26 protein-coding genes and 4 pseudogenes are annotated in these 26,957 nt (G+C 69.1%); 16 read left to right on the top strand and 14 right to left on the bottom strand.

Annotated elements, in window-relative coordinates:
• The first annotated feature begins 48 nt into the window (after nucleotides 1-48).
• Nucleotides 49-1,263, top strand: a complete 1,215-nt coding sequence (locus ACFTXQ_RS07140; RefSeq protein ID WP_382636660.1) for an MFS transporter — start codon at nucleotides 49-51, stop codon at nucleotides 1,261-1,263.
• A 311-nt stretch (nucleotides 1,264-1,574) separates the two neighbouring features.
• Here ACFTXQ_RS07140 and ACFTXQ_RS07145 read toward each other — a convergent pair whose 3' ends face one another.
• Entirely contained in the window at nucleotides 1,575-2,339 is a 765-nt protein-coding gene (locus ACFTXQ_RS07145; protein WP_382636662.1) for an SDR family oxidoreductase, read from the bottom strand.
• Between the two features lie 95 nt (nucleotides 2,340-2,434).
• Between ACFTXQ_RS07145 and ACFTXQ_RS07150 the strand changes: the two genes are divergently transcribed.
• The gene (locus ACFTXQ_RS07150) at nucleotides 2,435-3,415 is read left to right on the top strand and encodes an AraC family transcriptional regulator (protein WP_382636664.1); all 981 of its coding nucleotides are present in this window, start codon (nucleotides 2,435-2,437) and stop codon (nucleotides 3,413-3,415) included.
• A pseudogene (locus tag ACFTXQ_RS07155) lies at nucleotides 3,354-3,810 on the top strand (transposase); the annotation flags it as partial. The gene ACFTXQ_RS07150 and the pseudogene ACFTXQ_RS07155, both read left to right, overlap by 62 nt.
• Before the next feature lie 420 nt (nucleotides 3,811-4,230).
• Here the strand turns inward: ACFTXQ_RS07155 and ACFTXQ_RS07160 are convergent.
• Nucleotides 4,231-5,010: a hypothetical protein gene (locus ACFTXQ_RS07160; RefSeq protein WP_382636666.1), complete on the bottom strand. Its 780-nt coding sequence runs from the start codon at nucleotides 5,008-5,010 to the stop codon at nucleotides 4,231-4,233.
• A 295-nt stretch (nucleotides 5,011-5,305) separates the two neighbouring features.
• Between ACFTXQ_RS07160 and ACFTXQ_RS07165 the strand changes: the two genes are divergently transcribed.
• Entirely contained in the window at nucleotides 5,306-5,599 is a 294-nt protein-coding gene (locus ACFTXQ_RS07165; protein ID WP_382636668.1) for a hypothetical protein, read from the top strand.
• Nucleotides 5,600-5,613: 14 nt separating this feature from the next.
• Here ACFTXQ_RS07165 and ACFTXQ_RS07170 read toward each other — a convergent pair.
• From ACFTXQ_RS07170 to ACFTXQ_RS07180, 3 genes and pseudogenes are all read right to left on the bottom strand, one after another.
• A pseudogene (locus ACFTXQ_RS07170) lies at nucleotides 5,614-6,116 on the bottom strand (IS5 family transposase); the annotation flags it as partial.
• Complete coding sequence (locus ACFTXQ_RS07175; protein WP_382636669.1) at nucleotides 6,065-6,250, bottom strand: hypothetical protein; 186 nt, start codon at nucleotides 6,248-6,250, stop codon at nucleotides 6,065-6,067. The gene ACFTXQ_RS07175 and the pseudogene ACFTXQ_RS07170, both read right to left, overlap by 52 nt.
• Before the next feature lie 379 nt (nucleotides 6,251-6,629).
• Complete coding sequence (locus ACFTXQ_RS07180) at nucleotides 6,630-6,857, bottom strand: hypothetical protein (protein WP_382636671.1); 228 nt, start codon at nucleotides 6,855-6,857, stop codon at nucleotides 6,630-6,632.
• A 503-nt stretch (nucleotides 6,858-7,360) separates the two neighbouring features.
• Here ACFTXQ_RS07180 and ACFTXQ_RS07185 point away from each other — a divergent pair.
• The 5 genes and pseudogenes from ACFTXQ_RS07185 (at nucleotide 7,361) to ACFTXQ_RS07205 (ending at nucleotide 11,965) form a co-directional block, all read left to right on the top strand.
• Nucleotides 7,361-8,923, top strand: a complete 1,563-nt coding sequence (locus tag ACFTXQ_RS07185) for a carboxylesterase/lipase family protein (RefSeq protein ID WP_382636673.1) — start codon at nucleotides 7,361-7,363, stop codon at nucleotides 8,921-8,923.
• A gap of 372 nt (nucleotides 8,924-9,295) precedes the next feature.
• Nucleotides 9,296-9,658 (top strand): helix-turn-helix transcriptional regulator, encoded by a 363-nt coding sequence (locus ACFTXQ_RS07190; RefSeq protein ID WP_382636675.1) that lies wholly within the window; start codon nucleotides 9,296-9,298, stop codon nucleotides 9,656-9,658.
• Between the two features lie 90 nt (nucleotides 9,659-9,748).
• A pseudogene (locus ACFTXQ_RS07195) lies at nucleotides 9,749-10,108 on the top strand (STAS domain-containing protein); the annotation flags it as partial.
• Between the two features lie 69 nt (nucleotides 10,109-10,177).
• Nucleotides 10,178-11,431 (top strand): PP2C family protein-serine/threonine phosphatase, encoded by a 1,254-nt coding sequence (locus tag ACFTXQ_RS07200; protein WP_382636764.1) that lies wholly within the window; start codon nucleotides 10,178-10,180, stop codon nucleotides 11,429-11,431.
• 39 nt (nucleotides 11,432-11,470) lie between these two features.
• Nucleotides 11,471-11,965, top strand: coding sequence for a DinB family protein (locus ACFTXQ_RS07205; RefSeq protein ID WP_382636766.1), 495 nt, complete (start codon nucleotides 11,471-11,473; stop codon nucleotides 11,963-11,965).
• A 398-nt stretch (nucleotides 11,966-12,363) separates the two neighbouring features.
• Here the strand turns inward: ACFTXQ_RS07205 and ACFTXQ_RS07210 are convergent, their stop codons facing one another.
• The 3 genes from ACFTXQ_RS07210 to ACFTXQ_RS07220 all read right to left on the bottom strand — a co-directional run bounded on the left by ACFTXQ_RS07210 (nucleotide 12,364) and on the right by ACFTXQ_RS07220 (nucleotide 14,149).
• On the bottom strand, nucleotides 12,364-12,702 hold the full coding sequence (locus ACFTXQ_RS07210; RefSeq protein WP_382636677.1) for a hypothetical protein: 339 nt from the start codon (nucleotides 12,700-12,702) through the stop codon (nucleotides 12,364-12,366).
• Between the two features lie 162 nt (nucleotides 12,703-12,864).
• Complete coding sequence (locus tag ACFTXQ_RS07215) at nucleotides 12,865-13,230, bottom strand: peptidase inhibitor (protein WP_382636679.1); 366 nt, start codon at nucleotides 13,228-13,230, stop codon at nucleotides 12,865-12,867.
• Between the two features lie 316 nt (nucleotides 13,231-13,546).
• Complete coding sequence (locus ACFTXQ_RS07220) at nucleotides 13,547-14,149, bottom strand: HD domain-containing protein (protein WP_382636681.1); 603 nt, start codon at nucleotides 14,147-14,149, stop codon at nucleotides 13,547-13,549.
• Between the two features lie 279 nt (nucleotides 14,150-14,428).
• Between ACFTXQ_RS07220 and ACFTXQ_RS07225 the strand changes: the two genes are divergently transcribed.
• The 4 genes from ACFTXQ_RS07225 to ACFTXQ_RS07240 all read left to right on the top strand — a co-directional run bounded on the left by ACFTXQ_RS07225 (nucleotide 14,429) and on the right by ACFTXQ_RS07240 (nucleotide 16,550).
• Nucleotides 14,429-14,701, top strand: coding sequence for a hypothetical protein (locus ACFTXQ_RS07225; protein ID WP_382636683.1), 273 nt, complete (start codon nucleotides 14,429-14,431; stop codon nucleotides 14,699-14,701).
• Nucleotides 14,682-14,804 carry a hypothetical protein gene (locus ACFTXQ_RS07230; protein ID WP_382636685.1) on the top strand — a complete coding sequence of 41 codons (123 nt, stop codon included), beginning with the start codon at nucleotides 14,682-14,684 and terminating at the stop codon, nucleotides 14,802-14,804. Before ACFTXQ_RS07225 ends, ACFTXQ_RS07230 begins: the two co-directional genes overlap by 20 nt.
• Before the next feature lie 45 nt (nucleotides 14,805-14,849).
• The gene (locus ACFTXQ_RS07235; protein ID WP_382636687.1) at nucleotides 14,850-14,975 is read left to right on the top strand and encodes a hypothetical protein; all 126 of its coding nucleotides are present in this window, start codon (nucleotides 14,850-14,852) and stop codon (nucleotides 14,973-14,975) included.
• Nucleotides 14,976-15,845: 870 nt separating this feature from the next.
• Nucleotides 15,846-16,550, top strand: coding sequence for a hypothetical protein (locus ACFTXQ_RS07240; RefSeq protein WP_382636688.1), 705 nt, complete (start codon nucleotides 15,846-15,848; stop codon nucleotides 16,548-16,550).
• Nucleotides 16,551-16,946: 396 nt separating this feature from the next.
• Here the strand turns inward: ACFTXQ_RS07240 and ACFTXQ_RS07245 are convergent, their stop codons facing one another.
• From ACFTXQ_RS07245 to ACFTXQ_RS07265, 5 genes and pseudogenes are all read right to left on the bottom strand, one after another.
• Nucleotides 16,947-17,735 (bottom strand): DUF3626 domain-containing protein, encoded by a 789-nt coding sequence (locus ACFTXQ_RS07245; RefSeq protein ID WP_382636689.1) that lies wholly within the window; start codon nucleotides 17,733-17,735, stop codon nucleotides 16,947-16,949.
• A gap of 885 nt (nucleotides 17,736-18,620) precedes the next feature.
• Nucleotides 18,621-19,274 carry a response regulator gene (locus ACFTXQ_RS07250; RefSeq protein WP_382636691.1) on the bottom strand — a complete coding sequence of 218 codons (654 nt, stop codon included), beginning with the start codon at nucleotides 19,272-19,274 and terminating at the stop codon, nucleotides 18,621-18,623.
• Nucleotides 19,262-20,509 (bottom strand): sensor histidine kinase, encoded by a 1,248-nt coding sequence (locus ACFTXQ_RS07255; RefSeq protein ID WP_382636693.1) that lies wholly within the window; start codon nucleotides 20,507-20,509, stop codon nucleotides 19,262-19,264. Before ACFTXQ_RS07255 ends, ACFTXQ_RS07250 begins: the two co-directional genes overlap by 13 nt.
• 522 nt (nucleotides 20,510-21,031) lie before the next feature.
• Nucleotides 21,032-21,274: pseudogene (locus ACFTXQ_RS07260) on the bottom strand (hypothetical protein); the annotation flags it as partial.
• Nucleotides 21,234-21,512, bottom strand: coding sequence for a hypothetical protein (locus ACFTXQ_RS07265; protein ID WP_382636694.1), 279 nt, complete (start codon nucleotides 21,510-21,512; stop codon nucleotides 21,234-21,236). The gene ACFTXQ_RS07265 and the pseudogene ACFTXQ_RS07260, both read right to left, overlap by 41 nt.
• A 1,423-nt stretch (nucleotides 21,513-22,935) precedes the next feature.
• Between ACFTXQ_RS07265 and ACFTXQ_RS07270 the strand changes: the two genes are divergently transcribed.
• The 3 genes from ACFTXQ_RS07270 to ACFTXQ_RS07280 all read left to right on the top strand — a co-directional run bounded on the left by ACFTXQ_RS07270 (nucleotide 22,936) and on the right by ACFTXQ_RS07280 (nucleotide 25,221).
• Entirely contained in the window at nucleotides 22,936-23,094 is a 159-nt protein-coding gene (locus tag ACFTXQ_RS07270) for a hypothetical protein (protein ID WP_382636696.1), read from the top strand.
• Nucleotides 23,095-24,154: 1,060 nt separating this feature from the next.
• Entirely contained in the window at nucleotides 24,155-24,487 is a 333-nt protein-coding gene (locus ACFTXQ_RS07275; protein ID WP_382636698.1) for a hypothetical protein, read from the top strand.
• 212 nt (nucleotides 24,488-24,699) lie between these two features.
• Complete coding sequence (locus ACFTXQ_RS07280) at nucleotides 24,700-25,221, top strand: DUF3995 domain-containing protein (RefSeq protein WP_382636768.1); 522 nt, start codon at nucleotides 24,700-24,702, stop codon at nucleotides 25,219-25,221.
• A 646-nt stretch (nucleotides 25,222-25,867) separates the two neighbouring features.
• Here the strand turns inward: ACFTXQ_RS07280 and ACFTXQ_RS07285 are convergent.
• Nucleotides 25,868-26,605: a dienelactone hydrolase family protein gene (locus ACFTXQ_RS07285; protein WP_382636699.1), complete on the bottom strand. Its 738-nt coding sequence runs from the start codon at nucleotides 26,603-26,605 to the stop codon at nucleotides 25,868-25,870.
• Nucleotides 26,606-26,957 lie beyond the last annotated feature (352 nt).

Here is a 26,957-nt window from a genome sequence, read left to right on the forward strand (position 1 = left end):
CGTACGCACGTGAAGCGCCGTGCCCTTCCACCCGCCGCGGTGCTCCGCGTGATCCGACTGAACAACGGGTTCCAGCTGTTGTTCAACCTGCTGTGGTGGATGCCGGTCTTCTACCAGTACCAGAGACAGGCGGGCCTGTCGGACAGTCAGATCTTCGGTATTCAGAGCGTCTACTACGTCGCGTTCTGCCTGCTGGAGATACCCACCGGCTTCATCGCCGACCGCATCGGACAGCGTCGCTGCATGCAACTCGGGGCGGCCGCGATGGTCGCGGCGAACCTCCTCCCGGTCGCCTCGCCGTCCTTCGCGGGCTTCATGGCACACTTCCTGGCCGTCGCCGCCGCCCGCTCGCTGGTGTCCGGGGCATCCAGCGCCTACCTGTACGAGTACCTGCACGAGCACGGCGCGGACGCACACTACGTACAGGCCGAGGGCACCGCCCGAGCGCTCGGCCTCTGGGCGAAGATCGCCTGCTGGCCCCTGGTCGGAGTCCTGATGCACGTCCGACACGAGGCCCCTTACGCGCTGACCGCCCTTTCCGCGCTCGGCTCGCTGGCCTGCGCCGCCGCCCTCCCGGCGATCGCGGCGCCCCACGGGGGAGCTCACCCGCTCGCGGAGCGCGCCGGGCTCCTCCACTCGGCCCGTCAGGCCGCGAAAGTGCTCGGAACGTCACGGTCCCTCGGGCCTTTGATGGTGCAGGGCGTGGCCGTCTTCACGCTCGCCCGCATCTGCCAGGTCAACCTGTTCCAACCGCTGCTCCTCGAAAAGGACCTCCCCGTCGCCGACCACGGTGCGGTGCTGTCGGCGATGACGGTCGCCGAGGCCGTCGGTTCAGCCAGAACCGGCTGGTTGCGCAGCCGACTGTCCGACACCACCGTCGTGACCGTCCTCAGCGTGGTCATGGCGCTCACGCTCGCGGCCACCACCCTGTCGGGCGGCCCGGGCACGATCCTGTGGCTGTGCGTGTTCGCCGCCGCGGCGGGCCTCGCGTACCCGGTCCAACGCAACCTGATCAACGCGGCCATCCCGCCGACCCCCTACCGGGCGACCCTGCTGTCGGTGGAGTCCATCGTCGATCGCGGCGTGTGCGCGCTGGTGGCGCTGGCCGTCGGCGCCTACCTGGCGGCGGACCGGCTCGACGCGCTCCTCGTACACGCGGCGGCGGGCACCGGTCTGCTGCTGCTCGTCGTGGGCGTCGTCCTGCGGCGGTTGCGCCGGAACGGGGCACGTCCGGCCCCGCCCGTCAGCCCTGATGCGGCGTGACGGCCGGCCCGGGGAGCGCGGACGCATGCGCCGACTGATGCTGTGCGCCCCGCCACCCGAACCGCCTCGGCTGCCGTACGAGGAACTCCGCGCGAAACTTCCCCGGGTGCCGGAGGGCGTCCGGGCCGGGTGGACGAGGCCGAGGCGCGCGCGTACGTCCCGGCGCCACCGACGTGTGGACGCCGGGCCGCGCGATCGAACCCCGCTTGGGCCGGCCGCCGTCCAGGTCTGCCGCCAACGCTACGCACTGGAGGGGGAGAGCCGGTGCCGAGCGCGGCGTTGCTCCCTGGCTGGTATGCGTGGCGGCTATGTCACACCAGTGCCGCGCCGCCGTCTATCGCGAGCGTGGTGCCGGTGACGTAGGCGTTGGCCAAGACGAAGAGATAGGCCGCCGCGGCTTCCTCGGCAGTGCCGACACGCCGCGTGAGCAGCTCGGACCCGGCGCCCTGGAGGAAAGCCTCCGGGTCCGGGACACTGCCGTCCCACAGCTCGGTACGGATCACACCGGGCTGGATCACGTTCACGCGCAAAGGGGCGAGTTCGACGGCGAGTGCCCGGGACAGGGCCTCGATGCCGCCGGTGATACCCGCCGTGAGCGCGGTTCCGGACAGGGGGCGGATCGCGAGGACGCCGGAGCTGAAAGTGATCGAGCCGCCGTCGCGCAGTCGCGGTGCAGCGTACTTGGCGGAGAGGAACGCGCCCCAGAACCGGCGCTCGAAGACGGCCCTGGCCTCCTGCGGGGTGGTGTCGACCAACGGCTTGATCAGCAGGGATTCGCCCGCGGTGTAGACGAGGTGGTCGAACTCCCCGACCTGCTCGAAGAACGCGGCGATGGCGTTGCCGTCGGCGACGTCCAGGCGGCGGCCTTCGGCCGACTCGCCCAACCGCTTCGTCGCGGCGTCCACGCGGTCCTGATTGCTGGAGGCGACCACGACGGCCGCACCGGCCGCCACGGCCTGTTGGGCTACCGCGAAGCCGATGCCGGAGGTTCCACCGATGATCACGATCTTCTTGCCGGCCAGAGACATGGGATCCGCTCCTTCGTCGATGCGGTGCCGGGGTTCGGCGACCGCCATGGCAAGAACGTACGCCTCCACATCGAGACGATGAATGCCTAGTGATCTCGATTCCCTGTCATATCGTCTCGCCGCACCGGCACTAGAGTGGCGCCATGGACATCCTGAGCGACACCCTCGAAGTCCTGCGCACGGGACGCCCGATGGTGACCCGCACCGACGCGCACGCCCCGTGGGCCCTGAAGTTCCAACCCCTCTCCGGAGCCGGATTCCACGTGGTCGTGGAAGGGCACTGCCACCTGCTGCCACCGCACGGCCAACCGCTCGCGCTCGGACCCGGCGACATCGTGTTCCTGCGGCGCGGCAGCGGACACACCCTGTGCGACGTGCCGGACAGCGATCCGGTGGACTTCGTACCGGACCGCGTGGACCGTTCCTCGCCGATCGGCCAGGTCACCGTGGACGGACCGGGGCCGCGCACGGTGCTGGTGTGCGGCGCGTACGCGATCGACGTCGATCGCCCGCATCCGCTGTTCGGCGATCTACCGGAGGTCATCCACCTCCCCGCGGTTCCCGGCCGCCACCCGGTGCTGCGCTCGGCCGTCGATCAGCTGTGCGCCGAGTTCCACGCGCCGCAGCCGGGCTCGGACGCGGTCGTCACGGCGCTCATCGATCTGCTGCTGCTGTACATCCTCCGCTCGTGGTACGCCGAACTGCCGAAGGAGCGGACCCGGGGTTGGGCGGCCGCGCTGACCGACCCGGCGGTCGCCCCGGCCCTGAAGGCGATCCATGACGATCCCGGCCATCCCTGGACCGTGGAGTCCCTGGGCACCCGCGCCGGGCTGTCCCGCGCGGCGTTCGCCCGCCGCTTCGTCTCGGTGGTCGGCGAGCCGCCGTTGACCTACCTGACCAACTGGCGGATGGCCACCGCGGCGCGGTTGCTGCACCAGTCGCCGAGCCCGCTGAGCACAATCGCGCAGCAGACGGGGTACACGTCGGAGTTCGCATTCGCCAAGGCTTTCAAACGACACTTCGGATCGCCGCCGGGGGCCTACCGCAAGCAGGCCTCTGCTCGGGTTGCTGTCCGGGACCGAGCGCAAGAACTGCTGGCAGCTGGCGGAGCACGCCGGCCGTAGCCGTCCCGTTCCGATGCAGCGGCTGCTGCGGTCCGCGCGCGACGAGGTCCGCCGCTACGCCGTGGACCATCTCGGCGCCCGGTGACGGTGCCTTGATCGCGGATGAGACGGGCTTCCTGAAGAAGGGTCGTGGTCCGGCGGGTGTCCAGCGGCAGTACACCGGCACCGCCGGGCGGATCGAGAACAGCCAGGTGGGCGTCTTCCTCGCCTACGCCTCAGTAGAGGGCGGGCGTTGATCGACCGCCGTCTCCACCTGCCCGAACACACATGGAGCCGGGACCACGAGCGCCGCCGCAGAGCCGGAGTACCCGAGGACGTCGCCCAAGCCCCGTCTCGCCCCGCAGACGATCGAGCAGGCGTGGGACGCCGGAGTGAGCACGTCCGGGACGGAGGCCGCCTTCCGCCTGCCTGCCTCTGCCTGGCACCGGCACGTCACCCTGACCATGCTCGCACTCGCGTTCCTTGCCGCGGCAGTCGACGACGCGAGGCCGACCAGACGTGCGGATGCGAGCCGCCCGGCCCGAAGCGGAGACCCGGTCGACCTGACCGTCCCGGAGATCCGCTGCCTGATCGGCGCACTGTCCAGCCCGCGGATCACAGCCCTGAACGCACTCCGGCACTGGTCGAACTGGCGCAGAGCCACCAAGCTTCGGCACGCCGCAGCCACTACCGGCAGCGGCTCTTCGCCCCCTCGAGCGCGGAGATCGCGAAGTCACACTGGAGTACGAAAGGCTGTCCCGTCACCATCCGCCACGGATTGGTTGCCACCGTACTTGGACCGGCTTCCTGCGTGGCCGTGGCCGTGGCGGGAGGCTTCATTCGTTCGTGCGATAGGTCATGAACCAGTGGGTGTCGAAGTAGCGGGCCATCGTGAAGGGGTGGTCCTTCTCAAGGAGGATGCGGCAGACGAACTCTGCGGTCGAACAGCCGAATGGGACGCTCTCGCCGTCGCATGTCCGCATGGCGACGGGCCAGTGATCAGGGTCTCTGTCGTCGATCTGCCAGCAGTACAGATTCTCGTGCTCGGTGTTCGCCCAGACGAGCAGGCCGTCCTCCTTCCAGTCGGTCCACGGTTCCTGGTTCAGATGGAGATACGCGTCGAAGGCCCCCGCCCCGAACGTCTCCACCATGCGCTTGTAGTCGCAGGGAAGGCGCGTGCCCATGCGCTCTTCGATCTGCGCCCAGTCGACGTCCGGTCGCCGGGGCGGCAGAGTCCAGCCGGTGACGCCGATGAGCCGCTCGACCCAGTCCTCGTCCTGGCCGGCTCCCCCCACGGGCAGCGCTTGTGCCTGCCGCGGGGTGACCGCCAGCACCGGCACGATGTCGCCCTGCGCATCCAGTGCGGTCCCCGCGCCGAGCCACTGCCCTGCATGGGGCCAGGCCATCACCGTCTCGGCACGGCCTTCGAGAAGGTCGAGGAGATCTGCGCCGTGCGCCCCGCTCACGCCCGGGTCCGTGATGCCGTCCAGGGCCAGGCGCCGTGGTTCCCCGTAGCGGGAAGCCAGGTTCTCGACCAGCGCCCGGGGGTCGATGTCCTGCGAGAGGTACAGAAGCCCGCTCGGCCGAGGGATCCGGGCCAGCAGGTTGTCGAGCATCGAATGAGTGAACTCCATGGAGGACAGGAAAGCGCACTCCACTGACAAGGTCCCGAGATCCAGCTTCGATGACGACCGGTCCAGGTTCACTGTCCGAGGACAGTGCGACGCGATTCGGGCAAGGCGGGCTGCCCGCGACCCCGCTATCCAGCCAGGGCGAGGTTGTGCAGGCGGGCGATGCCGTGACCGCGTGCTGCACTCCATCGCCTCTCAGGCGGCAGTCGCGCAGGCGGCATCACGAGCCGGTACCCGGGTAGGCAGTGTCCGGCGGATCATGAGGCCGTAGGGTCTGACCGTGATTAACCTCCAGGTCCGAGGCGAGAACGGCACGATCGAGGCCCGCGCGAAGCACGGTGTGGTCTGGGGTCCTGAGCTGGCTGGTCTTGATCAGTCGGTGTTTCCAATGCTGGGACACCTGCTGCCGTACGCGGACACCGTTTTCAACCACCGGCAGGTGTCGACCCTGTTGGAGGAGGTCCCGCGGCTGCCTGCAGGCGTGCTGACTGATGAGTTCGCGCGCGAGCTGATCGAGCTGAGTCAGGTAGTTCTCGACGGACAGAGCCTGTACCTGTGGTTCCTCGGGGACTGAGACTGCAGGCCGGCTCAGCCCCGGAGCCATAGCCGGACAGCCGCGGTGGTAACGGTGCCGTGGAAGACGTAGGCCCTCTTGTCGTAGCGGGTGGCGACGGCCCGGGAGTTCTTGAGCCGGTTGATCGTCCGCTCGACCTCGTTGCGGCGTCTGTAGATCTCGCCGTCGAAGCCGGTGGGCCGGCCGCCCCCACTGCGGCGTTTGCGGTTGGCCCGTTGGTCTTTGGGCTCGGGGATGGTGTGTTTGATCTGGCGTCTTCGCAGGTAGCGCCGGTTTCGACGTGAGCTGTATGCCTTGTCGCCGCCCAAGTGGTCCGGCCGGGTGCGGGGGCGCCCGCCCTGGGGCGAGGAACGCGGATCCGTTCGAGGACCTCGATCATCTGCGGCGCGTCGCCCCACTGGCCGGGCGTGACCAGGAAGGCCAACGGCTTGCAGCCGCCTTCACCCGCGAGGTGAATCTTGCAGGTCAAGCCGCCCCGAGACCGTCCGAGTCCTTCGTCGAGGCGGTGGTGCCGAGGCGTCGTTCTTTTTTCGGGACACGTGGCTTCTTCTTGCGAGCGCCGGCCGCGTCGTAGAGGCCGCCACCCATGTCCACCGCCGCCGCAAGCCGGGTCACTCCCTGCAGGACCGCCAGTAGGTCATCGTCGGTCATGTCGTCTCCGTCCGCGGATCGGAGGCGCGTGGTCCAGCGGCCTGCAAGTTCTTCGAGTTCGCCGGAGCTCGCGGCTGGCCAGTGCTCGGGTCAGTCGCTTCGGCAGAGCGAACACCTCAACGCCATCGTTCAGGGGGGGGCGGTGACCCACTTCGGCCACGCTCACCCAAGGAGCTGCTCGACCGGTGGGGCCTCGGCCGAAGGCTTCTGGAAGTACATGTCTCACTCGGCCATGGCGCTGTCCGGCTCAACGAAACGGCAGGTCACAGACTCAAAGGCTGCGCCAGGTCCCAGCAGGCGCGCCGCACTTGCAGCTTCGTCGTCGGGGGCAAGGAAGAAGACTGTGTTATGGGCCATCCGAGCATGATGACAGCCCGCCTTACTGACATGAGTGACTGACGACGGAGCCGGTGAACCCGGTGCGGTGGTGGAAGTCGGCGAGCCGGACGGCTGCCACGTGGGCGGCGGGACCGCTCAGGTCGTGCTGGTGGTCGGTGGTGAGGGTGGGGAGGTGTCCGCCGCGCTGCATGGACTGTTCGACTTCGACTTCGACTTCGACTTTGGCGCGGAAGCCGGAGTCGCTGGTGCCGGCGTAGCCCTCGAACATCTGGATGCCGAGGTGGCGGTACTGGACGGCTCCGGCGATGTCGGGACACCACTGAGGCGATCACCGGCACCCTGTCCCGCCCGCAGCTCCTGATCCTCGGCCGCCACGACGAGACGGGCCGGCTGCGCGCGGTCGGTCGCACGGTACCGCTGCGCCCGGACCAGGCCCGCCAGGTCGCCGGACACCTTGCGGCCACCGACCGCGGTCACCCGTGGACCGGCGTGCGGTTCGCGGCATCGTGGGGGTCCCGTGACGTCCTGGACGCCGCCCTGGTCCGCCCGGACATGGTCGCGGAGATCAGCGCCGACCGGGCCATCGACCACGGCGGGATCTTCCGCCACCCCCTGCGTTTCAAGCGGCTACGCCTGGACGTGACGCCCGAGGACGTTCCCCGATTCAGGTCATCGCGAGGCATGCGGAGGCTGAGGGTGGGGATAGCCCCACCCTCCGGCCTGTAGCTGACCGGCTGCTCGGGAGATCACCAAGTTCATACGCTTGTCTACATGTTGAAGCGGACAGCACACGCAGCCATCGCCGGCGCCCTCGCCCTGGGCGCCTTGACCATCGCCGCCCCCGCTGGTGCAGCGGACCTCGGCAACCCATCCCTGGTACGGACCGACAAGGGTCTCGTACGAGGCACGGTGACCGAAACCGTGCGCAGCTTCCAGGGCATCCCGTACGCCGCCCCGCCCACCGGCGAGCTCCGCTGGGCACCCACGGCTCCCGCCAAGAAGTGGCGCGGCGTCCGCAACGCCACCGAGCCGGGCGCCGCCTGCCCGCAGACCGGTTCCGTGCCGCCGGTCGGTAGCCGGTCCGACGACGAGGACTGCCTCTTCGTCAATGTCACCACCCCGCGCAACGCCGCCGGAAAGCCGCGGCCCGTGATGGTGTACCTGCACGGCGGCGACCACACGGACGGCTCGGGCGCCATGTACGGTGCCCAGCGGCTCGCGAGCGAGGGGGATGTCGTCGTGGTGACGGTCAACTACCGGCTCGCCGCCCTGGGCTACCTCGCCCATCCTGACCTGGAGAAGCGCGGCGAGTCCGGGAACTACGGCTTCCTCGACCAGCAGGCGGCCCTGCGCTGGGTGCAGCGCAACGCCGCTGCCTTCGGCGGTGACCCGGACAACGTCACGCTCTTCGGCCAGTCCGCCGGCGGCTACAGCACCTGCGCCCACATGGTCGCCCCGTCGTCGGCCGGTCTCTTCGACCGGGTCATCCTGCAGAGCGCCCCGTGCACGGCCGACATGGGCCGGCGGGAGCGCGCCGACGCCCTCCGCAAGGGCACCGCCCTCACCGACACGCTCCAGAAGGACTGGCGCACCGCACCCCTCGACCAGCTGGTGAACGGTTTCGGTACGGGTCCCGAGTACGGGCCCGTCTTCGGCGGCACCCTGCTGCCCCGTAATCCCGGGGAGGCCTTCGCGAGCGGGCAGTTCAACAAGGTCCCGGTACTGCAGGGGATCAACCGCTACGAGGAGCGCGGCCGGGTCTATGGCTTCGAGCTGGAGAAGAAGGCCACGACCCATGACCCGGCCGCCCAGCTCGACCAGGCCGACTACGACCACCACCTCAAGGACATCTTCAAGGAGCAGGCCCCTGCCGTGGCCGCCCGGTACCCCGTCAGCGCGTACGGCAACTCGCCGGCCCTTGCCCTCGGGGCGGCCCTGACCGACGGCAACTGGGCGCGCCCCTCCGTCGACAGCGGCCGGGCGCTGTCCCGTCACACACCCACGTACACGTACGAGTTCGCGGAAAGCGAAGTCCCCTGGTACTCGGATGCCCGGTACCAGAAGCCCGGGTTCGACGTAGGGGCGGCGCACACGTTCGAGCTCCCGTACCTCTTCGCGCTCGACGCCTACGAGTCGCTCACCCCGGCGCAGCAGGGCCTGTCCCACGAGATGATCCGCATCTGGACCGGCTTCGCCCGCACGGGCAAGGCGGACTGGAAGCCCACCACCCCCGTGGCTGCGAACGTACAGTCGCTCACCTCGGGGCCCGGCGGCATCCATCCCGTGGACTTCGCCAGGGACCACCGGTACGACTTCTGGAAGTCCCTGCGCTGACCCCGGCCACCGGGCGCCCACCCTCCACCGTGCCGGCCGCCCGGCCCGTGACCAACCGGCTGTGGTGGCACGGACAAGGAGTTCACCCGGCGCCGTAGTTGAGCCGTACAAATCGAAGGGCCCTCACCCGTTCCTCGGGTTGGGGGCCCTTCGGGTTGGGGGTCGGTTCGCGGCTGTCGGCGGAGTTCTGGAGAATCTGCGCTCTGGCTGCGGTGTTCTGTTCTCGGACTTCCGCGGCTGGCCCCTTCGCGTTCGAAAGTGCGGATCACACCTCAGGCCGGGATGAGCGATCAGCACTTCCCTCGAGGTGCCTCGCAGGATTCCGGGTTCAGGTCTGGCGAAACCGGAATCGCAAATCGTATAATTCGGGGCATGCAGTCGCTGGAGCCTCGGACCAGCTGGACGTTCGTCACGAACCACGCCCGGATCCTCGCGATGATCCTGCGTGATCCGGAGATCCGGCTGCGTGACCTGGCCGGGAGCTGCGGGCTCACCGAACGAGCGGCTGGGGCCATCGTCCGCGATCTGGAGGGCGCGGGATACCTCACCCGGGTACGCCGCGGGCGCCGCAACCACTACAAGGTCACGCCCGGGACTCTCTTCCGTCATCCGGCCGAGGGCCACCACGAGATCGCGGACCTCCTGCACCTGCTGGTCGACCTCGACCCCCGGGCCGGAGCGACCGGCCCCCCTTCCACGGACGGTGACCACCGTGAGCGCGAACCACACAGCTGACCCCCGCGACGGTGCGGGACCCGCGCCCACCGTGCCGCCGTCCGCTGCCAGGCCTCTTCCCGAGGCATCGGGGTTTGAAGGGAGCCGGCCATGACCGCTCTTCCCGACCAGCTGCCCGTCCATGCGGCGGGCCACATCAGCGGCACCACGCACCCTTCGGCCACCGGTGTGGTCTTCGTACCGGGACCGCAGCGGGTCCTGGCCCGCGTGCGCGGCGAGATCGACATGGACGATGGCCATGGCCTGCGCGGGGACCTCATCGCGGCTCTGAACTCGAGCCGCGACGGCCTCGACATCGACCTGTCCGCCGTCACCTTCTGCGACACCACCGGCCTGCACATCCTGCTGGACCTTAACCGGCTTGCCCTGGAGGCCGGAAAGTCGCTCGTACTGACCGCCCTCAGCCGCCCGGTCGCCCGCCTGCTACGCCTGAGCGGGGTGCACCAGCTACTGACCGTTTACGCCTGGCCCACTCCTGCCCCGCAGGCAGAAGAGGCCGCCGTCTTCCGGGAGGCTGCCGTGGCGGGGGATCGGATCGGGCTGGGCCAGGTGCTGGCAGCAGCCGAGAGCGCCGCGCCCGTACGGTCTCTCGATGTGGTGGCGCGCAATCTACGCGACCGGTTCGACGCCAGGTACGTGTCATTCCTGTTCGTCGACATCGTGGGCCGACGCCTGCTGCGGGTCCACGACACAGCAGCCGAGCCAGGGCAGCAGCCTGCCGAACAGGTACCTCTGGCGGGCAGCAGCATCTATGACGACGTGCTGCGCAGCCAGAAGCTCGTGGTGTCCTCAGACGGCCAGGACGGGCACCGGGTGCTCGCCCCGGTCACCAACCGCGGCGACACCATCGGCGTCCTGGAGCTGTTCCTCACCCAGGCCTCACCAGAAGTACGTGCCCAGGTCCAGGAGGCCGCGCACGCGCTGGCGTACATCATCGTCACCGACCGCCGCTTCACCGATCTCTACCACTGGGGCAACCGCACAGGACCGGTCAGCCTCTCCGCGGAGATCCAGCGCCAGCTCCTGCCCTCCGCCTCCTGCTGCGAGGCCCCCGAGTTCACCCTGGCCGCCGCCCTCGTCCCGGCCTCCGACATCGCCGGCGACACCTACGACTACAGCCTCGACACCCACACCCTCCACCTGTCCATCACCGACGCCATGGGCCACGACGTCAGCGCCTCCCTCATGGCCACTCTCCTCGTCAACGCCTCCCGCGGCGCCCGCCGCGCCGGTGCCGGCCTCGCAGAACAGGCCCGCCAGACCCACCAGGCCCTCCTCGACCACGGCCACAACAGCATCGCCACCGGACAGCTCCTGCGCATCGCCCTGGACGGAACCAGCGCCCAGCTCGTCAACGCAGGCCACCTCTGGCCCTACCTGCTGCGCGACGGCGCGGTCAGCGCATTGTCCGTGGCCGTGAACCTGCCCTTCGGTGTTCCCGCGCAGGACGCCTACCAGGTCCAGGACCTCGATCTGCGCCCCGGGGACCGCCTCCTGCTGTACACCGACGGCATGCAGGAACGAGAAGCCGACGTCGTGGACCTGCCGGCCCTCCTGCGCAAGACCGCGGCCGAGCATCCGCGCGAGACCGTACGCACTCTGGTGGGCGCGGTCACCGACGCCTACGGAGGCCGACCCCCGAAGGACGACGCCACCGTCCTGTGCCTGGACTGGCACGGCCCAACGACCGGCGACGCAGCAGCGCCCCCGCCAGGGCTGGTCGCTGGTGCGGGGACCGGCCTGAGAAGACCAAGGGGCAAGACCGACCAGTGACGGTTTGAACCGGTCATCTACGGTTTCGTGATGACGACTATGGAGCCACGCCCGGATCTTCGGCCGCCCGGCCTGAACGCCGACGAGAAGACCACCTTGCTGACTTTCCTGGACTACCTGCGCGAGTCCGTCCTCGCGAAGGCGGCCGGTGTCCCGGAGCCGGCGGTCCGCACGGCCGGTGTCCCTTCCGGGACCAGCTTGCTCCAACTGCTCAAGCACCTGACGGCAGTCGAGCTCAACTGGTTCGTCTGGGCGTACGCCGGCGCCGACCGCGAGCAGTGGGACGATGAGGCTGCGGTGTCCGCCGACGACACCGCCTCGGACTTGGCGCACGCCTATCGCGAGGCGATCGCCCGCGTCAACGAGGTCGCCCTAGCCTGCACCGACCTGGACCGCCCGGGCGTCCGCTCGCTGCGTGAGACCCCGCCGCCGTCGATGCGCTGGGTGCTGGTCCACATGATCGAGGAGACCGCCCGGCACGCCGGCCACGCGGACATCCTGCGCGAGCAGATCGACGGCTCGACCGGCCGGTAATGCGGACCCGGTAGACCAGGTGCGATCGCACCTGGTCTACACGTCATGCGGGGCCTGACCGCCCAGGACCACCAAACCCCTTGGATCGGCTGGACCTTCGCCACGGTCCGCGGCCCGGAGGCCGCTCAGGCTGCGCCGGGTTCCCGCCGGTGATCACTGCAGAGCTGGGCGAATAACTGTCCCCCAGCGCGGATATCAGCCGCCACACCGGGGCGGCCGGCAGCAGTGCGGGCCAGGCACCCGGCGTGCGACCCAGCCCAGCACGGGTTGTCCATCAGCCGCGGCCATAGCCACCCGGAGAGGCCACCACCAGCTCCATTCCTCAAACGGATAGCACGTCACTCACCGCCCCTGAGACGTGTGCGCGCTCCGAATGCGCGCCCGGCCCCGCTGAGGAACTACTTCCACACGACGGCCACGATGGCTGCGGCCGCCGTGAACACCCCCACGGCAAAGAAGGCCCACGGCTGCTTGTTGCGCATACCCACCAGCGCCGTCACCGCCACCAGGACATCCAACCCCAGTTTCACCCACATCTTCGCCTCAACCACCGGCAGGTCTAGGGATATTCGGGTCCAGATGAGACCCGCACCGGTGACCAGCTGAACGACCGCACTGCTCGGCATGTAACTGCCAGTCACCGGGTCCTTCCCTCTCAGCTGGAAGAAGACGCCTCCCAGGAGCGCGGCGAACCCAAAGAGGTGGAAGACAAGGAACACATACCGAAGAATCTCCATGCCAATGATCCCTTCACAGAGACAGAACAAATTGACGATCTTTTGTCCGGAAAACTCGACCGCGTCCGGTGCGGCCCCATGCGCGCGCCGCGGGGCGGCCGGGGGAATCGGGGCAGCGCCTGGCACTGGTGCCTGCCGGGCGCTGCTCTGTGCTGATGTGGGTTACGGCGTGGCGGTGCCGGTGCAGGCTTTTTGCCACTTGGGGAACTGGGCGTTGCTGCTCGCTCCGCCGGGTGAGATGGTGCCGTCCAGCTTCCAGTCGGGCCCCTCGAAGTGGTACATGCGGACCTTGACGGGAAGGTTGTTGACGTAGGAGTTCGGGCCGTGTGGGTAGTCGATTCCCCCGAGGCAGGCGTTGGTGCTGGCCATCGTCCAGTACAGGTCGTAGAAGTCGCTCCAGCCGTACAGGCAGAGCTTGTCGGGCGGGCATCCGCCCATGGCCTGGGCCGGTGAGGCGAGCCCGAGCATGCCGCCCGTGAACAGGACAAAAGAGGCCAGGCCGGCGGCGAGGCGCTTTGTTGCACGCACAGTGGATCTCCGTTCTTTCCGGGCATGAACGCCCGGGTACACCGTGATCATTTTCGTCCACGTGTGCCGCCGGGGGTGCGGCGGGACAGGGAGAAAGCGGCTCGCCGCACGGACGGGGCCTGCGGGTACGGCACCTGGCAGTGTCTTGGGTGTGCTGGCCTTGAGACGCCGCCACGACCAAGGCGCGCGGCCGGTTTCGGCAGCCGATCGAGCCGGCAAGGGAAGCGGTTGACTCCGTTCCGCCAGCAGAGCTCATGCGTGGCCCAGCACCGTCGGCAGCCCGGCCGCACCGACGGCCGGGCGGGGTCTGGTCCGTTCAGCTGTCCAGCGGGTGCGGGTTGGCGAGGATGCGTTCGGCGAGGCCGCCGCGTATCGACGCTGCGGGGGAGCTTTCAGGTTTGCGTGCCGCCTGGTCGCGGAAGCAGGCCAGGAATTCGTCCCCGAGGCCCAGGCGGGGGTAGACATCCAGGACTTGGCTCCGGAACCCGGGGGTGAAGTCGTCCGCGTTCCGCCCCGAGATGTCCACGGCGGTGGACCGTTCCAGCAGGTGGCCCTCCGGGTCCTCGCGCACGTCCACCGCGTCCCACATGTGGCGCACGATGACCTCGTAGAGCCGCCGCCGGCGCCCCACGGGCCATCCCGCGCCGGCCCCGAACACCCACGCCACGTGCCCGCCCGCCTCGTCGAAGGCGACGGTGTGGCTGTCGAACTCCGGTACCAGCCCGATGTCGTGGAGCAACGCGGCCACGTACAGCAGCTCGGCGTCGTGCTCGATGCCCCGGTCCGCGGCGTACGCGGAGGCCCACACATAGGACCGCACCGAGTGCTTCAGCAAGGCCGGGGTGCAGTAGGCGGTGGCGACTTCGAGAGCAGCGGCACAGGCGGCAGTATCAGGGGCGGCGGGTACGGTCAGCGACATGCACCCATGGTCACAACGGTTGCTCGCGGGATCAATGACGGTGTTCTGTCACTTCCGGACAGGTTGGTCGATGAGCAACAGCCTCAAGACAGGGGTGAGAAAGACCGACGGGGGCTGGGCCGGCAGGAGGGTGAGCTGTCCGCGGCCGGTCTTCGCGTTGGTGACATCGCATCGCAACGTTGCACGTACGTCAGCAGACGGGCCCGACCCGGCTGCTGAGACGGGGATCGAGTACGGGTACTCACGTGAGTGGTGATCAGCGGCCTGCATGCTGCGGACATGCGATCGATATCCCTCCCGAAGTCTCTGCTGGCGGCCGCCCTCGGCGGTGTTGCCGTCGTGGCCGGCTTCGGCACACAGAACGCCACCGCTGCCCAGCCGACCGTGGTCAGCATCGTCGCGGCGAGCGACGCCGATGCGGAGATGCGGTTCTTCGAGCTCGCGGACCTCATCTCGCAGAGCTGCGCCGTAGAAGACTCCAGCGGACCCAGCGGCGGGGTATCGGCTTCCACGGCCGGCCCCGGACTCCACCATGCCCGTCCTGGTCGATGAGGTGCCGCTGACCGCTGAGGAGGAGTGCGCCGCCCAGCGGCACGCGCGGCGGATCAGCAAGGCGTTCTCGGGCACGAACACCGCCACGTACGAGGTGATGTAGAAGAAGCTGACGACCCTGCGCTACCCGGCGGCGCGGATCCACCGCATGCCGGACCGCTCGGGGGTCACCGACCCCCACCTGGGCATCCTGGTCGACGCCTTCGGCGCTCCGCAGGGCGTAAACGTGACTGAGGTACGGCTGAAGCCGCAGCTGGCAGGCCCCCTGTCCTGAGGTTCCTGCCTACGCTGCGCCGCGGCCGTGCCGCCGCGTCACTCCCGCGGGCTTGGCTTCGGCGGGGTGGCGCCCGCCAGCAGCGTCTCCCCTTCCCTGTTTGCGAGGTGTCGAGGGCACGGGGCTGCAAGGTCCGAGTGAGAAGCGGATGCTCTGTCCGGGGAGGCCGGGCGGGCGGCAGGCTGCCGATCTGCATCGGCGTGTGCCGGCAATGCACTCTCTGCTCGCGGCGATTGGAGGGCCAAGCGCCGGGGGTGGGAGCGGCTCATTCTTCTCCGGCCCTCGACCTGCGGCTCGCTGCTGACCAGGCTGCTCCTTCCCCCTCGGTACGGGCCCCGCTGCGGGGCTGGTCCAAGGAGGCGTCACTCGGTGATGATCGGGGTCGCAAGCAGATGGTGGAAGGGTGATGGGGGATGGCGGTAGTCCGCACAGCAGTCGTGGTGCTGGCCACGTGGGTTGCGCTCATCGTGCTTGGCCTCGCTCCATCGCTTCTGCCAGAACGATGGAGCTACTACATCTACTCACCTGTGAGCGTGGGTTTGTGGATGCTGACGATGTTTTTCGCGCCCTTCGTGGCGTGCGGCGCCGCGTCGAAATGGATCAAGACGGGCGGTAGCCGAGCCTAGTGCGGCGGGGCCGGCCGACCGTCCACCGCCTTGCGGAGACGATGTTGTTCGCGCGGTGATGCGGTCGGTGACGTCGACCTCATGGACTGCTGGGCCATGACTTCTCGGTGGCGGCGCAAGCCTTCGCGAGGCGTCAGGTTGGGTCGGCAGCAAGGCACTTGAACAGCAGCTAGCCAGGTCTTCCGTTTCAGCGTGAGTATCCGTACTCATGACCCGTGTCTGGTGCCGGCGGCAGGATGAAGTCATGCTCCGAACAGCGCACACCGCAGCCGCCCTTGTTCTGGGCGCACTTACTCTCACGGCCTGCTCCAGCACCCCCGCAGCGACCGCGACCGACACGGACCATGTCGCTTCCGTCCCCGAGGGTGGGGACGCCGGCAAGGCGCAGCTGGACTTCATGAAGCTGTCCCTCAAGATCATCGACGGTTGCCCGCCGGTGGACGACACCAAGACCGGCAAGGTCCTTGGCCCCAGTGACGTCCCCACCGTGCCCCAAGGCCCCTCCGACAAGCCCACCGGCACTCCCGGCGGCCAAGTCCCCCTGCCCGCCGGCCCCGACCCCGCCGGCCCGCCCGCCGCCGACCCCGTGCCGCCCCTGTCCGACGGGAACCTCCTGGAGCCGGTCACGCTCACCAAGCCCGAGACCTGCTACGCGGACAAGTTCGCCGCGCATGTCACCCATGCCCTCGAGGGCACGGGCGAGAACGCCGCTGAGATGCGAGCCGCACTCAAGCGCGCCGGATACCCAGACGAGCGAATCGTGGACATGAAGCCCGAGGGCGGCTCCCCCCGCGTTCGGATCGACCTGCGCGAACAGGACACCCGCGTCGCCCTCCAAGTCGTGCACGTCGCCGCCGGCGGTACCGTCGTGGACAAGTTCGGCGCACAGCCCACAGCGCCCCTTGGGGACATCCGGTACATTCCAAGGCGTGCCGAACCCCTGAGCTGAGACTCGGTGAATGACCTGCTCGTGACGGACGGAAATCGGCGAAGTCACCTCCTTCGCTAACGGGTGGTTGTGGCGCGAGCCGTTTGACGCACGCAAGGTTCTACTGGTCTTCCGTTTCGTGGCGGCGGCGGGCCTGTCTTCTCCGGCGTCGGTTCCCTGGCGGAGCTGGCCGGGTCCCGCCGGGTGATGTGTCCGAGTGTTGAGAGGTCTGGGCAGCCGGGGTGGATCGGCTTTCTGATGCCGTGTTCTGTTCACGGCCATGCCTGATGAGATCATGCTGTTCACGGACCGTCGTTGCACGAACGGTCACAGTGACTGTTTCGCGAACGCATCCGAGTCGGCCACGGGTCCTTCGAGTCCCCCCGAAGATCACGGCCGAGTTCGCCCTCTGGCTGTTTACGGGGAGCAACAAGCCGGGGTCAGGCCAGAAACTGCACTCGTAACCGGGGACGGGGCACCAAATCGCGCCAAGCAGTGCCAGACCTTCTTGAGCGCCTGCGAGTCGTAATGGCCAGTGCGGGCTGCTTTCCCGATCGTCCAGGGGTCCAGGCATCCGTCGAGCGCGATCTTGGTTCCCAGGTCGACGTATTCCTGGCCCCGGTAGTCAGGGTGCTGCCGCAGATGCTCCACGGTCAGCCGGAAGCCAGGATGCCACTCGATCGGGCATGGGAGCCGGCGGGCCGCCTCCTCCACGTCCGTGCCACGGTAGCTGGGGTCCAAGACCAATGCCTCGACGTCCCGGTCGAACCTGACGGATCCGTGCACGTGAGCCTCGATGTGTCCGTCCAGGGCGTCCAGCCCGTCAGCCTCGGCCAGACCGAGGAGGGCGAAGCGGGACGCCACAGCGAAGGCCGAGGGCTCCGTCGAGCTGTCTGGATAGCAGAAGGTCGCGCGTTCGAGGGCGTCAGCGGTGAGCCGGAAATGTGAGGAGCCGAATCGAGGCGCCCCACCGACCGGCGAGTTCCAATAGTTGAGCGCCCCGTAGACCGGGCGCTCGTGAGCTGAGGCGTGATCGTACGCGCCGCCGAAGATGCGGCTCTCCCAGCGCCACCGATCTCCACCCGGATACGCAGTCAGGCCACCGTTGCTGGTGCCGGTTACAAACTGCGAGTAGTAGACGCCGTCCTCCGCCATCCGAAGAAGAAGGAGCCGATCGCCCACCATGCGGTCGGGGTGAAAGTTCATGGTGAGCTCCGCCCCGGGGGCGAGAGGGGCTCCGAACGACCGAGCTGCCACGTGCCGCAGGGCTGAGCGGTGAGGTGACCAGATAGTGTCAGCAGCCATCCATGCAGTGTGGCGGAACGTCAACGCTCGCCACACGCGAATTTCTTCGGCTCGTGCCTCCCGCCCGCGGTCCGGAAGGGAACTGTCCTCTCGCGGGCATCACAGACCTGCCCCCAGATCGACATCCCCGGTTACCTCCCGGCCCTCTACCACGCCTACGCCCTCGCTCCGGGCGTCTTCGCCCACCAGCGCCCTCGGCAACGCCCGGCATGACCACGGCCGACCACGACCCACACCACTGCGACACGCACCCAAGCCGACAGGACCTAGCACCGCGCTCCGGCTCCTGGCCGCCGCCGGAGCCAACCCCGCCTTCGTCGACACCATGGCCGGCCTCTTCCCACCGCGCTCGACCGGGCCATGTACCGCCCGACGGGCGGCCGGGCCACCCTCCCGGTGCCCCGGTGAGGCTGGACGCGGTGAGCGCCCGCCGCAGGCCGGTACTCAACACCGCCGGGTTCGACGCGACATTGGCTTGGTGGGCCAGCGCGGGCTCCCCGCGTCCGCGGCGCGCTGGGCCTACGGGGCCGCGGTCCGTCGCTTCTTGGCAGCTCCAGCCCAAAACAGCTTCTGCGACCTCACGCCGCCGGCGCAGACCGCGGAAGCCGTGGCCGCCCGGCTGCAGTGTCGGCAGGGGAGCGAGCAGAAGCCAGGGCGCGCGTGCGGCGCGGCCACCACGTGTGACCGACCGCCCGTGCCGGCGACAGGCCAGGGCCGTCGGCGTTGCGTCAGTACGCTACGACGAGAGTCATCCACCCGCGGAGGCCGCCCCCGCGGCTGGGACGGTCAGGCCCGGGACGCTCCGAGGAACCGCAGCACTGCCAGGACGCGGCGGTGGTCCGCGTCGACCACGGGCAGGTCAAGCTTGGCGAAGATGTTGTTGATGTGCTTCGCCACGGCGCTCTCGCTGACCACCAGCGCCTGCGCGATGCCGGCATTGGAGCGCCCCTCGGCCATGAGGCCGAGCACCTCCCGTTCGCGGGGGGTCAGCCGCGCGAGCGGGTCGCTGTCGCGCCGCAGCAGCAGCAACTGGGCGACGACCTGCGGGTCCAGGGCCGTGCCCCCGGCCGCCACCCGACGCACCGCCGCCACGAAGTCGCCGACATCGGCAACCCGCTGCTTGAGCAGGTAGCCCACACCGCTGGTGTTCGCAGACAGCAGGTCAGCCGCGTACCGCTCCTCCACGTACTGCGAAAGCAGCACCACCGGCGTCCCCGGCCAGCGCCGACGGATCTCCATCGCCGCCCGCACCCCCTCGTCGGTGAAGCCGGGCGGCATCCGGACGTCGATCAAGGCGAGTTCGGGCCGGTGCTCCGCCACTGCCGCCAACAGCCCCTCCGCGTCGTCGGCTTCCGCGGCGACCTGGAACCCGCCCATCTCCAGCACCTTGATCAGGCCGACCCGCAACAACACCGAATCCTCGGCGATCACCGCGCGCACGGCAGCTCCGCGGTGATGGTGGTGGGCCCGCCAACGGGGCTGCTGACGTGGAAGGCCCCGTCGAGGGAGCCGACCCGCTTGGCCAGCCCGGTCAGCCCCGTGCCGGCGGCGGCGTCGGCACCGCCCAGCCCGTCGTCGGTAACGCGCACTCGCAGCACCCCACCCACCTGACGGACTGTCACCTCTGCATGCATCGCGTTGGCGTGCTTCGTTGCATTGGTCAGCGCCTCGGAGATCACGAAGTACGCGACTGACTCCACGTTGGGCGCCACCCGTTCCTCCAGATTGACCCGCAGCCGCACCGGCAGGGGCGTGCGGGCAGTCAGCCCGGACAACGCCGCGTCCAGACCCCGGTCTTCGAGCACCGCCGGGTGCAGCCCCCGCACCAGGTCATTGAGTTCGGCGATCGCCTCCTTCGCCTCCAGGTGCGCTCTCGCGATCACCTCGCGGGCATCACTCGGCAGGTCCGGGCAGGCGGCAATGGCCAGACCCAGGTTGACCGCGAGAGACACCAACCGCTGCTGGGTGCCGTCGTGCAGATCGCGCTCGATTCGGCGGCGCTCCGCGTCGACGGCCTCGATCAAGTCGGTCCGGCTCACGGCGAGCTGATCGACCCGCTCCTGGAGCCGCTGCGCCCGGCTGGGCCCGAGCAGGCCCAACGTCAGCCGCGCCTCGGCCCGGGCTACCGCCCGCGCGGTCCAGGGCAGGGCGCACAAGAGGAGGAGTCCAGCCGCTGTGTAAGCCGGCAGCTGGGTCAGGTAGCCGAACCAGTCCTGGCGGATTCCGGTTGGCAGCGCCCACGCCCAGGCGTAGGCGAAGACGCCCGCCAGGCACGCCGCTGCCACCGCGAGTACCAGCAGCTCCAGCAGCGCGAGCAGCGGGCCCAGCAGGAGGTGGTAGCCGATCTTGCGCCAAGGCCGCGTCGCCGCGAGCCACCGGGCGGTCGACGCCCACGTCCATTGTTCCGGCGCGGTGTGGGTGAGCCGGGGGACGTCCACACCGATGAGCACCCGGTAGCGGGCCCGCTGAACGGCCGTCAGTACCGGGGTGCCGAGCAGGACCAGGGCGGCCGACACGGAAACCGTAAGGAGCCAATTCCCCGTCCTGGCGGTAGTCGCCGCCGCCCACGCCCACACGGGCACCAGCGCCAGGTGCGGCAGCAAACCAGCGGCAAGAAAGCCCGTGTCCCGCTGCGCCCGGAGGACCGTGCGTATCAGTCCAGCTGGAATCGTCATGGCACGACGCTAGGGCACCGCAGGAGGACGGTGCCATGAAACCCGTACCCGATCTCATGGTGAACCTAGTACCAGCTGTAGAAGATCTTGATTTTGGCCTGTGGGCGGACAGCATCTCGGGTCGGTAGGTCGGCTTCTGCCGGCCGCCGGCACGTAGACTGGGCTCGGTGGAACAGGCACGATGCCCCGGTGAGCATCGTCGTCAAGTCCTTCGTGGCACCGGACGCCGAAGCTGCCGCTGCTGTCGCGGAGGGTGGTTCGGACGGGGTCTTCGAGTCCGTGACCTCCGGCAACTTCGATGTCGAGGAGGCTCTGATCGAGTGGGAGGGCATCTTCACCGGTCGGAGCTTTGAGGAAGTCATTGACGACGATGTTCCCGAGACTGTTGTCGACCCGGACGACGGCGAGGGTCCGCTCGTCCTCGCCGTCTCCGGCACCCTTCGAGATGCCCGGTGCACTGCCGTCGAGCACCGGCTCGCTGAAGTCAGCCGGCTGTTTGAGCCCCGGCCTATGCCGTGCCGCTCACTCGCACCAGTAACACCCGACGCACATCAGGCAACCGCGGCAGTCCGGGCACTGCTCCCGCCTCAGGTCGCAGCAGGGCTGGAACGCGTCCTCCGTTGCTCCAGGGCAGTAAGACTGCTCATCCCTCCACCCTGCCGAGTGCAGGTCATTCCAGCACTCCCAGGGTTGTGTCGGGCCGGCAGTGGTGCAGGCGGGCACGTCATCGGTCAGCAGCTGCCGGATCTGGTCCGGGGTGGCCGGGGCGAAGCGGTTGCCGGTGTCCCAGCAGTCTCTCCGGCGTGCACGCGGACGGGAGCCGGCCGTTGCCGATTCCGCGCTCGATCAGCCACGCGGGCGGCTCCTTCGGCGGCCGCCTGGACGCGGCGAGGGCCTCGCGTTCCTGGGCGACGGCCAGAGCCTTCTCGGCCCGGTCGAGTTCGGCGCTCAGGTAGGTGACCGGAGTCCGCAGCCGGGGGAGGTCGGGCGGCAGGACAGACATGACTCAGCCCCCGTACTGCGCCTGCCGGGCGACTTTGCATGCCGCGCACAAGGGCGACGCGCCGACCCCGTAGCGGCATGTGGGGACGTGGCTTCTCTGCACCGACCGCGAGATCGGCGCCGTCATCGAAGCGCCGGCCGAAGACCTTCACGTTTGGACAAGTCCTGGCCCCGCGTGCTCGGCTACGAGCGTGCGGACGCCGTACCCTCGCGTGCAGGCATCTGACTGGCCTCCACTCGAGGCTCGGCGGCGCCCTGCCCAACGAGCCAGAGATGCTGCAGTTGACACCGCAGCATCCAGCGGCTGGCGAGCCGCAGCCACACGCTTGACCTCTACTGCCCGCCTCGTATGGCTAGAACCAGCCAGACGACTGGTCCCGCTGCCAGAACGATCAGCAGTAGACAGCACGGCAGCGGGGACGGCGCCTTCAGGGGTGGCCGGGCTGCTATCTGCGGGGCCACTCGGCGCACGTCGTCGGCGTGATACCACCTCTTACCGGCGGACCCGGTAGTGGTCATCCAGCTGTCCGTACGGACGCGCACTCAATGGGCCAGCGCATTTACATACACCGAGCGAGCACCAACGCCCGGCCACAAAGTGCTCACCTGGCGCCCCGTCAGCCAGTCGCCCTCCAACTCGCCAGCCATATCGTGCCCGTCTCCCATCAGCCAGTGACACGGCATCACGAACTGTCCCATAGCCAGGCGTAGTTCGCCCCTCCCATCACTTCTCGGCGTTCCGACGCGCCGATCCGCTTCCCGGGGTCTGACTGCCGCCCGACCCCGAATCACTGCGACGGGGCGTGAGCACCGTTAGTGCAGTCAACAAGCCACTTTGCACAGGGCCCGGTCTGGCTCGGCGCCCAGGTGGCCGGCTGGGGTCTGGCGAGGGTCTCGGGGGTGGTCATGAGGGGCTCCCGGGTGGTGCGGAGGGCACCACTCCGATTAGATCGCACGTTCGAAAAATCTCAGCCAGAACGATCAAGACGGCGTCACGACACGGGCAACCCCGTCGGGCGCGGCCGGCACGCGAGACATACACCCGGCCCGCGTGTCGGCTCATACGTGATTGTTCATCCCGTACCTCATTGAGCACTCATGCGTACGCGGACAGGGATCCGGTCGTAGGTAGGGCGTAGGGCGCGCGGGCGGCCTCGGCGGTACCGCATCCGTAGGGTCGCCGCGTGGAGCGGGTGACGCTCGTTCTGGTCGAGGCAGGGCTGTGCCGGGGGGCCTGGGTCTCGGCTTGGGCGGCGGGCTGGCCGACTGGCGGACCGCTGAAGTGTAGGTGTGTCAGGAGCGGGCTCGCAGGGCTTGAGTGAACGTTATGTGCTCCTTCTGGAGCGGCCCCCTCCGCAGGGGTTGACGGAGGCATGTGCCAGGCGGATCGTAGGTGCCTCAGCCGACCGAACGCTGGAGGTCCCGTGACCGATGAGTACCGCACCAGAGAACGGACGCTGCCCGTCGGCACCGCCGCGATCTTGGGAACAGCCGGCATGGACCTGACGGATGCGGAGTTGCTTGAGCGGTACCCGCGCGTGGCCGAGATCCTGGCACGTTGGGAGCAAGACGAGCGGGGCTGATGCCCCCGGCAGGGACCATTTCGGGCCGACAGTCTGCCCGGCTCCCCACGAGAGGGCCGTCGCGCTCCAGGCGCGATGCCCAACGGGTGCGACGCAGCTCTACGGCGAGCGTTGCCGCCGGCTCACCCCGCATCGGGGCCGGGTGCCCATGGGGCTGGTCCGCCACCGCCCCACTCGATCAGTCGAGGTGGACGGTGTCCGGGTCGAGTTCCGTGCGGCGGAGGAGCTCAAGGAGGTCGCTGGGCCGAGTATCTCGCCGTCGAAGCGGACGCGGCGCCCGCCCTCGGCGTCGGGCGGATACACGACCACGCGCAGCTCAGGGCTGATCCCTCCACCGTGCAGCCGGTCACTCCGGCACTCCGCGGGCGGTGTCGGGGGCGGCAGTGGACACAGTCGGGCACGCCCTCGGCCAGGAGCGGCGAATCTGCTCGGCCGTCGCCGGGACGCAGCCTTGTGCAGAGGCGTTGCCCGGTCGGCCGCCGAGTTCCACAGCGACCGCCCGCATCGCTGACCGCGCCGCTGTCGAACTACGGCGTCGTGGCTCGGTCAGGCCCTCCACCTGTTCCACAAAAGTCCGACGTCGGCACCGGTTTTGATCGCAGAAGAAGCGGCGGACGCGGAGACGGACGATCAGCCGGCGGCCGCCGACGGGCAGCCCGGCTGTGATGCCAGTACCGGCTGTGGACGCGTGCGGCGGGATGCTGACACTCGGGACAGGCTCCTGGCGGCCCGCAGCCATTCGCGTCGATCATCAAGCCGTCATCCGCGACCATTACGAGATTCAGACGTGGAAAGAGAACATCTTCGAGCGCCTCCACCTTCACAACAGTGAGATCCCCTGGCGGAACGATCCTGCAATCCGGACCTCACCGCCGTGAGCCGCTGGTTCTCCTCTCTGGCTACACGGTGAGGTCGTCAGTCGTCAGCCCGGTTGGGGGTTGTCCGCCGGCCCCCCGCGCAGGGGGAGACGGATCATTCTCGAGTACGCGACCTGACGTGGGGGGCGGCGTGATCGTTAACGTATGACGAGCTCTCCTGATCTCAGCCAGGCGCTGGGCGCGTGAACGCGATCGCAGCGGTGCACGTCGCCCGGCGGTGGCGGCCGGTGTGCCGCCCGGCCGCGGTACCCCTGAAATGGGCCTGGCCTGCGTACGTGTCCACCGTCGGCCAACTGGTCTACACGGGGCAGAAGGGCTACTACGCGACCCGAGGACGCCTGGGCATTCCAGGCGGACCGCCGGTTACACCCTCGCAGTACACCGATGGTTCCGATGTCGCGCTCACGCAGTGGACGCCGGCTTCATTGGGCCTGCTCACCGCCGTCATCGCGCTCGCCGCCGTACGGCCATGGGGCGGCCTGGTACCGCGCCCGCTGCTGCTCCTCGGGCTATGAGGAACGGTCGTCCCGGCAGCCGCCGGCCAAATCCACGTGGCACAGGAGGTCCTTTTCAGCTCCGGTCCCACCGGGTGGTCGGTGTAGGCCGCAGTGCAGGGTGTCGCGGGCCTGTGCCTGTGGCTGGCCATGGCCTGGATCTTCACTCGCCGACGAGGACAGGACACCATAGCCGTGGCGAAGACGGCTCGAGGCACGGGATGAAAGAGGCGATGGACGGCCGGCCCCCCACGCGCCGTGCCCTGTCAGTGCGCCGATGGGCCGCCTACGCGACTTGCGTCTGGACCCTCGCCGGCTACGGAACGCTCAAACTCTATTGGGCTCTGGGTGGCACGGCGCTCACCTCCAGCGCCCCCCTGCCTCGGTCGGACCGTGAGGATCTTGTCGCGCAAACCTCCGGAAGGATCACGGGACACGGGATATCGGTCGGCTTGGTCGTCTCGGGCGCCTTGGCGGCGCTCGCTACGGTGCAGCCCTGGGGGCATGTGCTGCCACGCCGGTTGCTGATCGTGCCGATGTGGATTATTAGCGCCCTTATGGTGCTGCGCGCCTCCGGTGCGCTGGGCTTCGGCTTCGTCGGCGACGTCATGGTGCTTACGGGCAACCTCCAGGTGGACCCGTCCGACACCGAGATCGCGCACCACCTCTCCCGCGTGGATCTGCTGCTCTGGTCGCCCTACTTCCTGGTTTGGGGCCTCCTGTGGGGCGCGACTGCCCGGGTCACGCCAAGGTGATCAGCCCGCTAGCCCAGCGCCAGAGGTACCACGCCGAGCCGCCCGAGACCTGTGGGCACCTCCATCAACTCCTGCGCCGCCCCGTACTCGTCATCCAGGCGTAGTCATCACGGAAGCGCGGTCACAGCCGTGAAATCGGCCAGTGCTGCTTTTCGTTCCCCACTCGGTTGTTGTCGGCAATGGTGGCGCCGGGGCAGCCCGACCGTGCAGTGTGCGGTGCAGGCCGGTCAAGGGCGCCTGTGGCGGCGCTCCGCGTCGGCCTTCGGCCACACTGGACAGCCCGCTCCGCCCCGGGACCTGGTTGGCTGTCGGGCGGCCCCTCCCGAGTGACGCCCGTCCGCGGGGTCCAGCCGGTATACGCCACAGGAGCAACGAGTTGATCTTGGTGCGATTTCGTACGTGGTCAGCAAAATGAAGGCGCAGTGCATGCGTGCACTTCGTCCTGGCCGCCGGAACGGACCGCCGCAGGTCGTGACGATCACGGCAGGGGCTGCGTCGCAGCAAATCCGGTATGTGCTGCGGCAGTTGCGTACGCTCCTCCACGTTCGAGCATCCGCCCGGATGTGGTTCTGCTGTGGGGACTTGAGGGGAGGGAGCTGTCAGTGCCCGACGCGGACCAGGCCTGGCGCAAGGCTGTCTGCCTGCATCATGCGCCCAGAGCCTCCGTCACAGGCAGGCACTCCGCGAGCAGGTCGACGACGTCGCGCCATGCTCGCTGTGCGTGCTGTGGGTGGTAGCCGACGCCGGGGACCGTGGGGTGGTCGACCGGCGGGTGGTGGAAGGCGTGCAAGGCGCCGCCGTAGACCGTGAGGCGCCAATCGACGCCCGCGGCCTGCATCTCGGCGGTGAACGCGTTCCATTGCGCGGGCGGCATGATCGGGTCCTCCGACCCGACCCCGGCCCACACCGGGCAGCGAATGCGCGCCGCCTCGCCCGGGCGGCCCGTGGTCAGTGCGTTGACCGTCCCGATCGCGCGCAGGTTGACGCCGCCGCGCCCGAGTTCCAGCCCGACAGCGCCCCCGGTGCCGTAGCCGACGGCGGCGATCCGGTCGGGGTCGGTCCGCGGTTCGGTGCGCAGCACGTCGAGCGCAGCATGGCCGATGCCCCGCATCCGGTCGGGATCGGCGAGCAGCGGTATGCAACGGGTCAGCATCTCCTCGGGGTCGCCCAAATAGCGCCCGCCGTGAAGGTCGAAAGCCAGCGCTACGTATCCCAGCTCGGCGAGAGCGTCGGCCCGGCGGCGCTCGACATCGCTGAGCCCCATGCCCTCCGGTCCGAGCAGCACCGCGGGCCGGCGGTCGACACCGGCCGGGAGAGCGAGGTGCCCGGTCATCGTCAAACCGTCCGCCGGATACTCGACCGTGCGCGTCGTGATCGTCGTCATGAGACTGCACTGTAGGTCTATCGAGCCCGGGTTCGTCCGGTGTTCTTCCGCTGGCAGAACACCGCGGGTGCCGGCGGGCTCAGGGCTTCAAGATCATCCCGTTACCCCTCTGGCGCGTATCTCGGTCACACCGCTTTGCAGGTCCGCGCGCCGAGGTGGGGGATCAAGGTGAGCAGGGCTGGGGAACCGGTGAGCGCCGGGTGGGGAGATTCAAGGCTGTGGCCCACATTTCGTGACGATCACTGGCTGCGTAGGTGCGAGCGGAGAGCGGTGTCGCTGATTCCTGGCATTGGTTCGCCCTCAAGAGGCCTCGGACTGTCGGGAGAAGTAGCAGCAACCGGCAGCGGTAGGG

Origin of the sequence: Streptomyces sp. NPDC057010, from assembly GCF_042673805.1 — a bacterium.
Classification (GTDB): Bacteria; Actinomycetota; Actinomycetes; order Streptomycetales; family Streptomycetaceae; genus Streptomyces.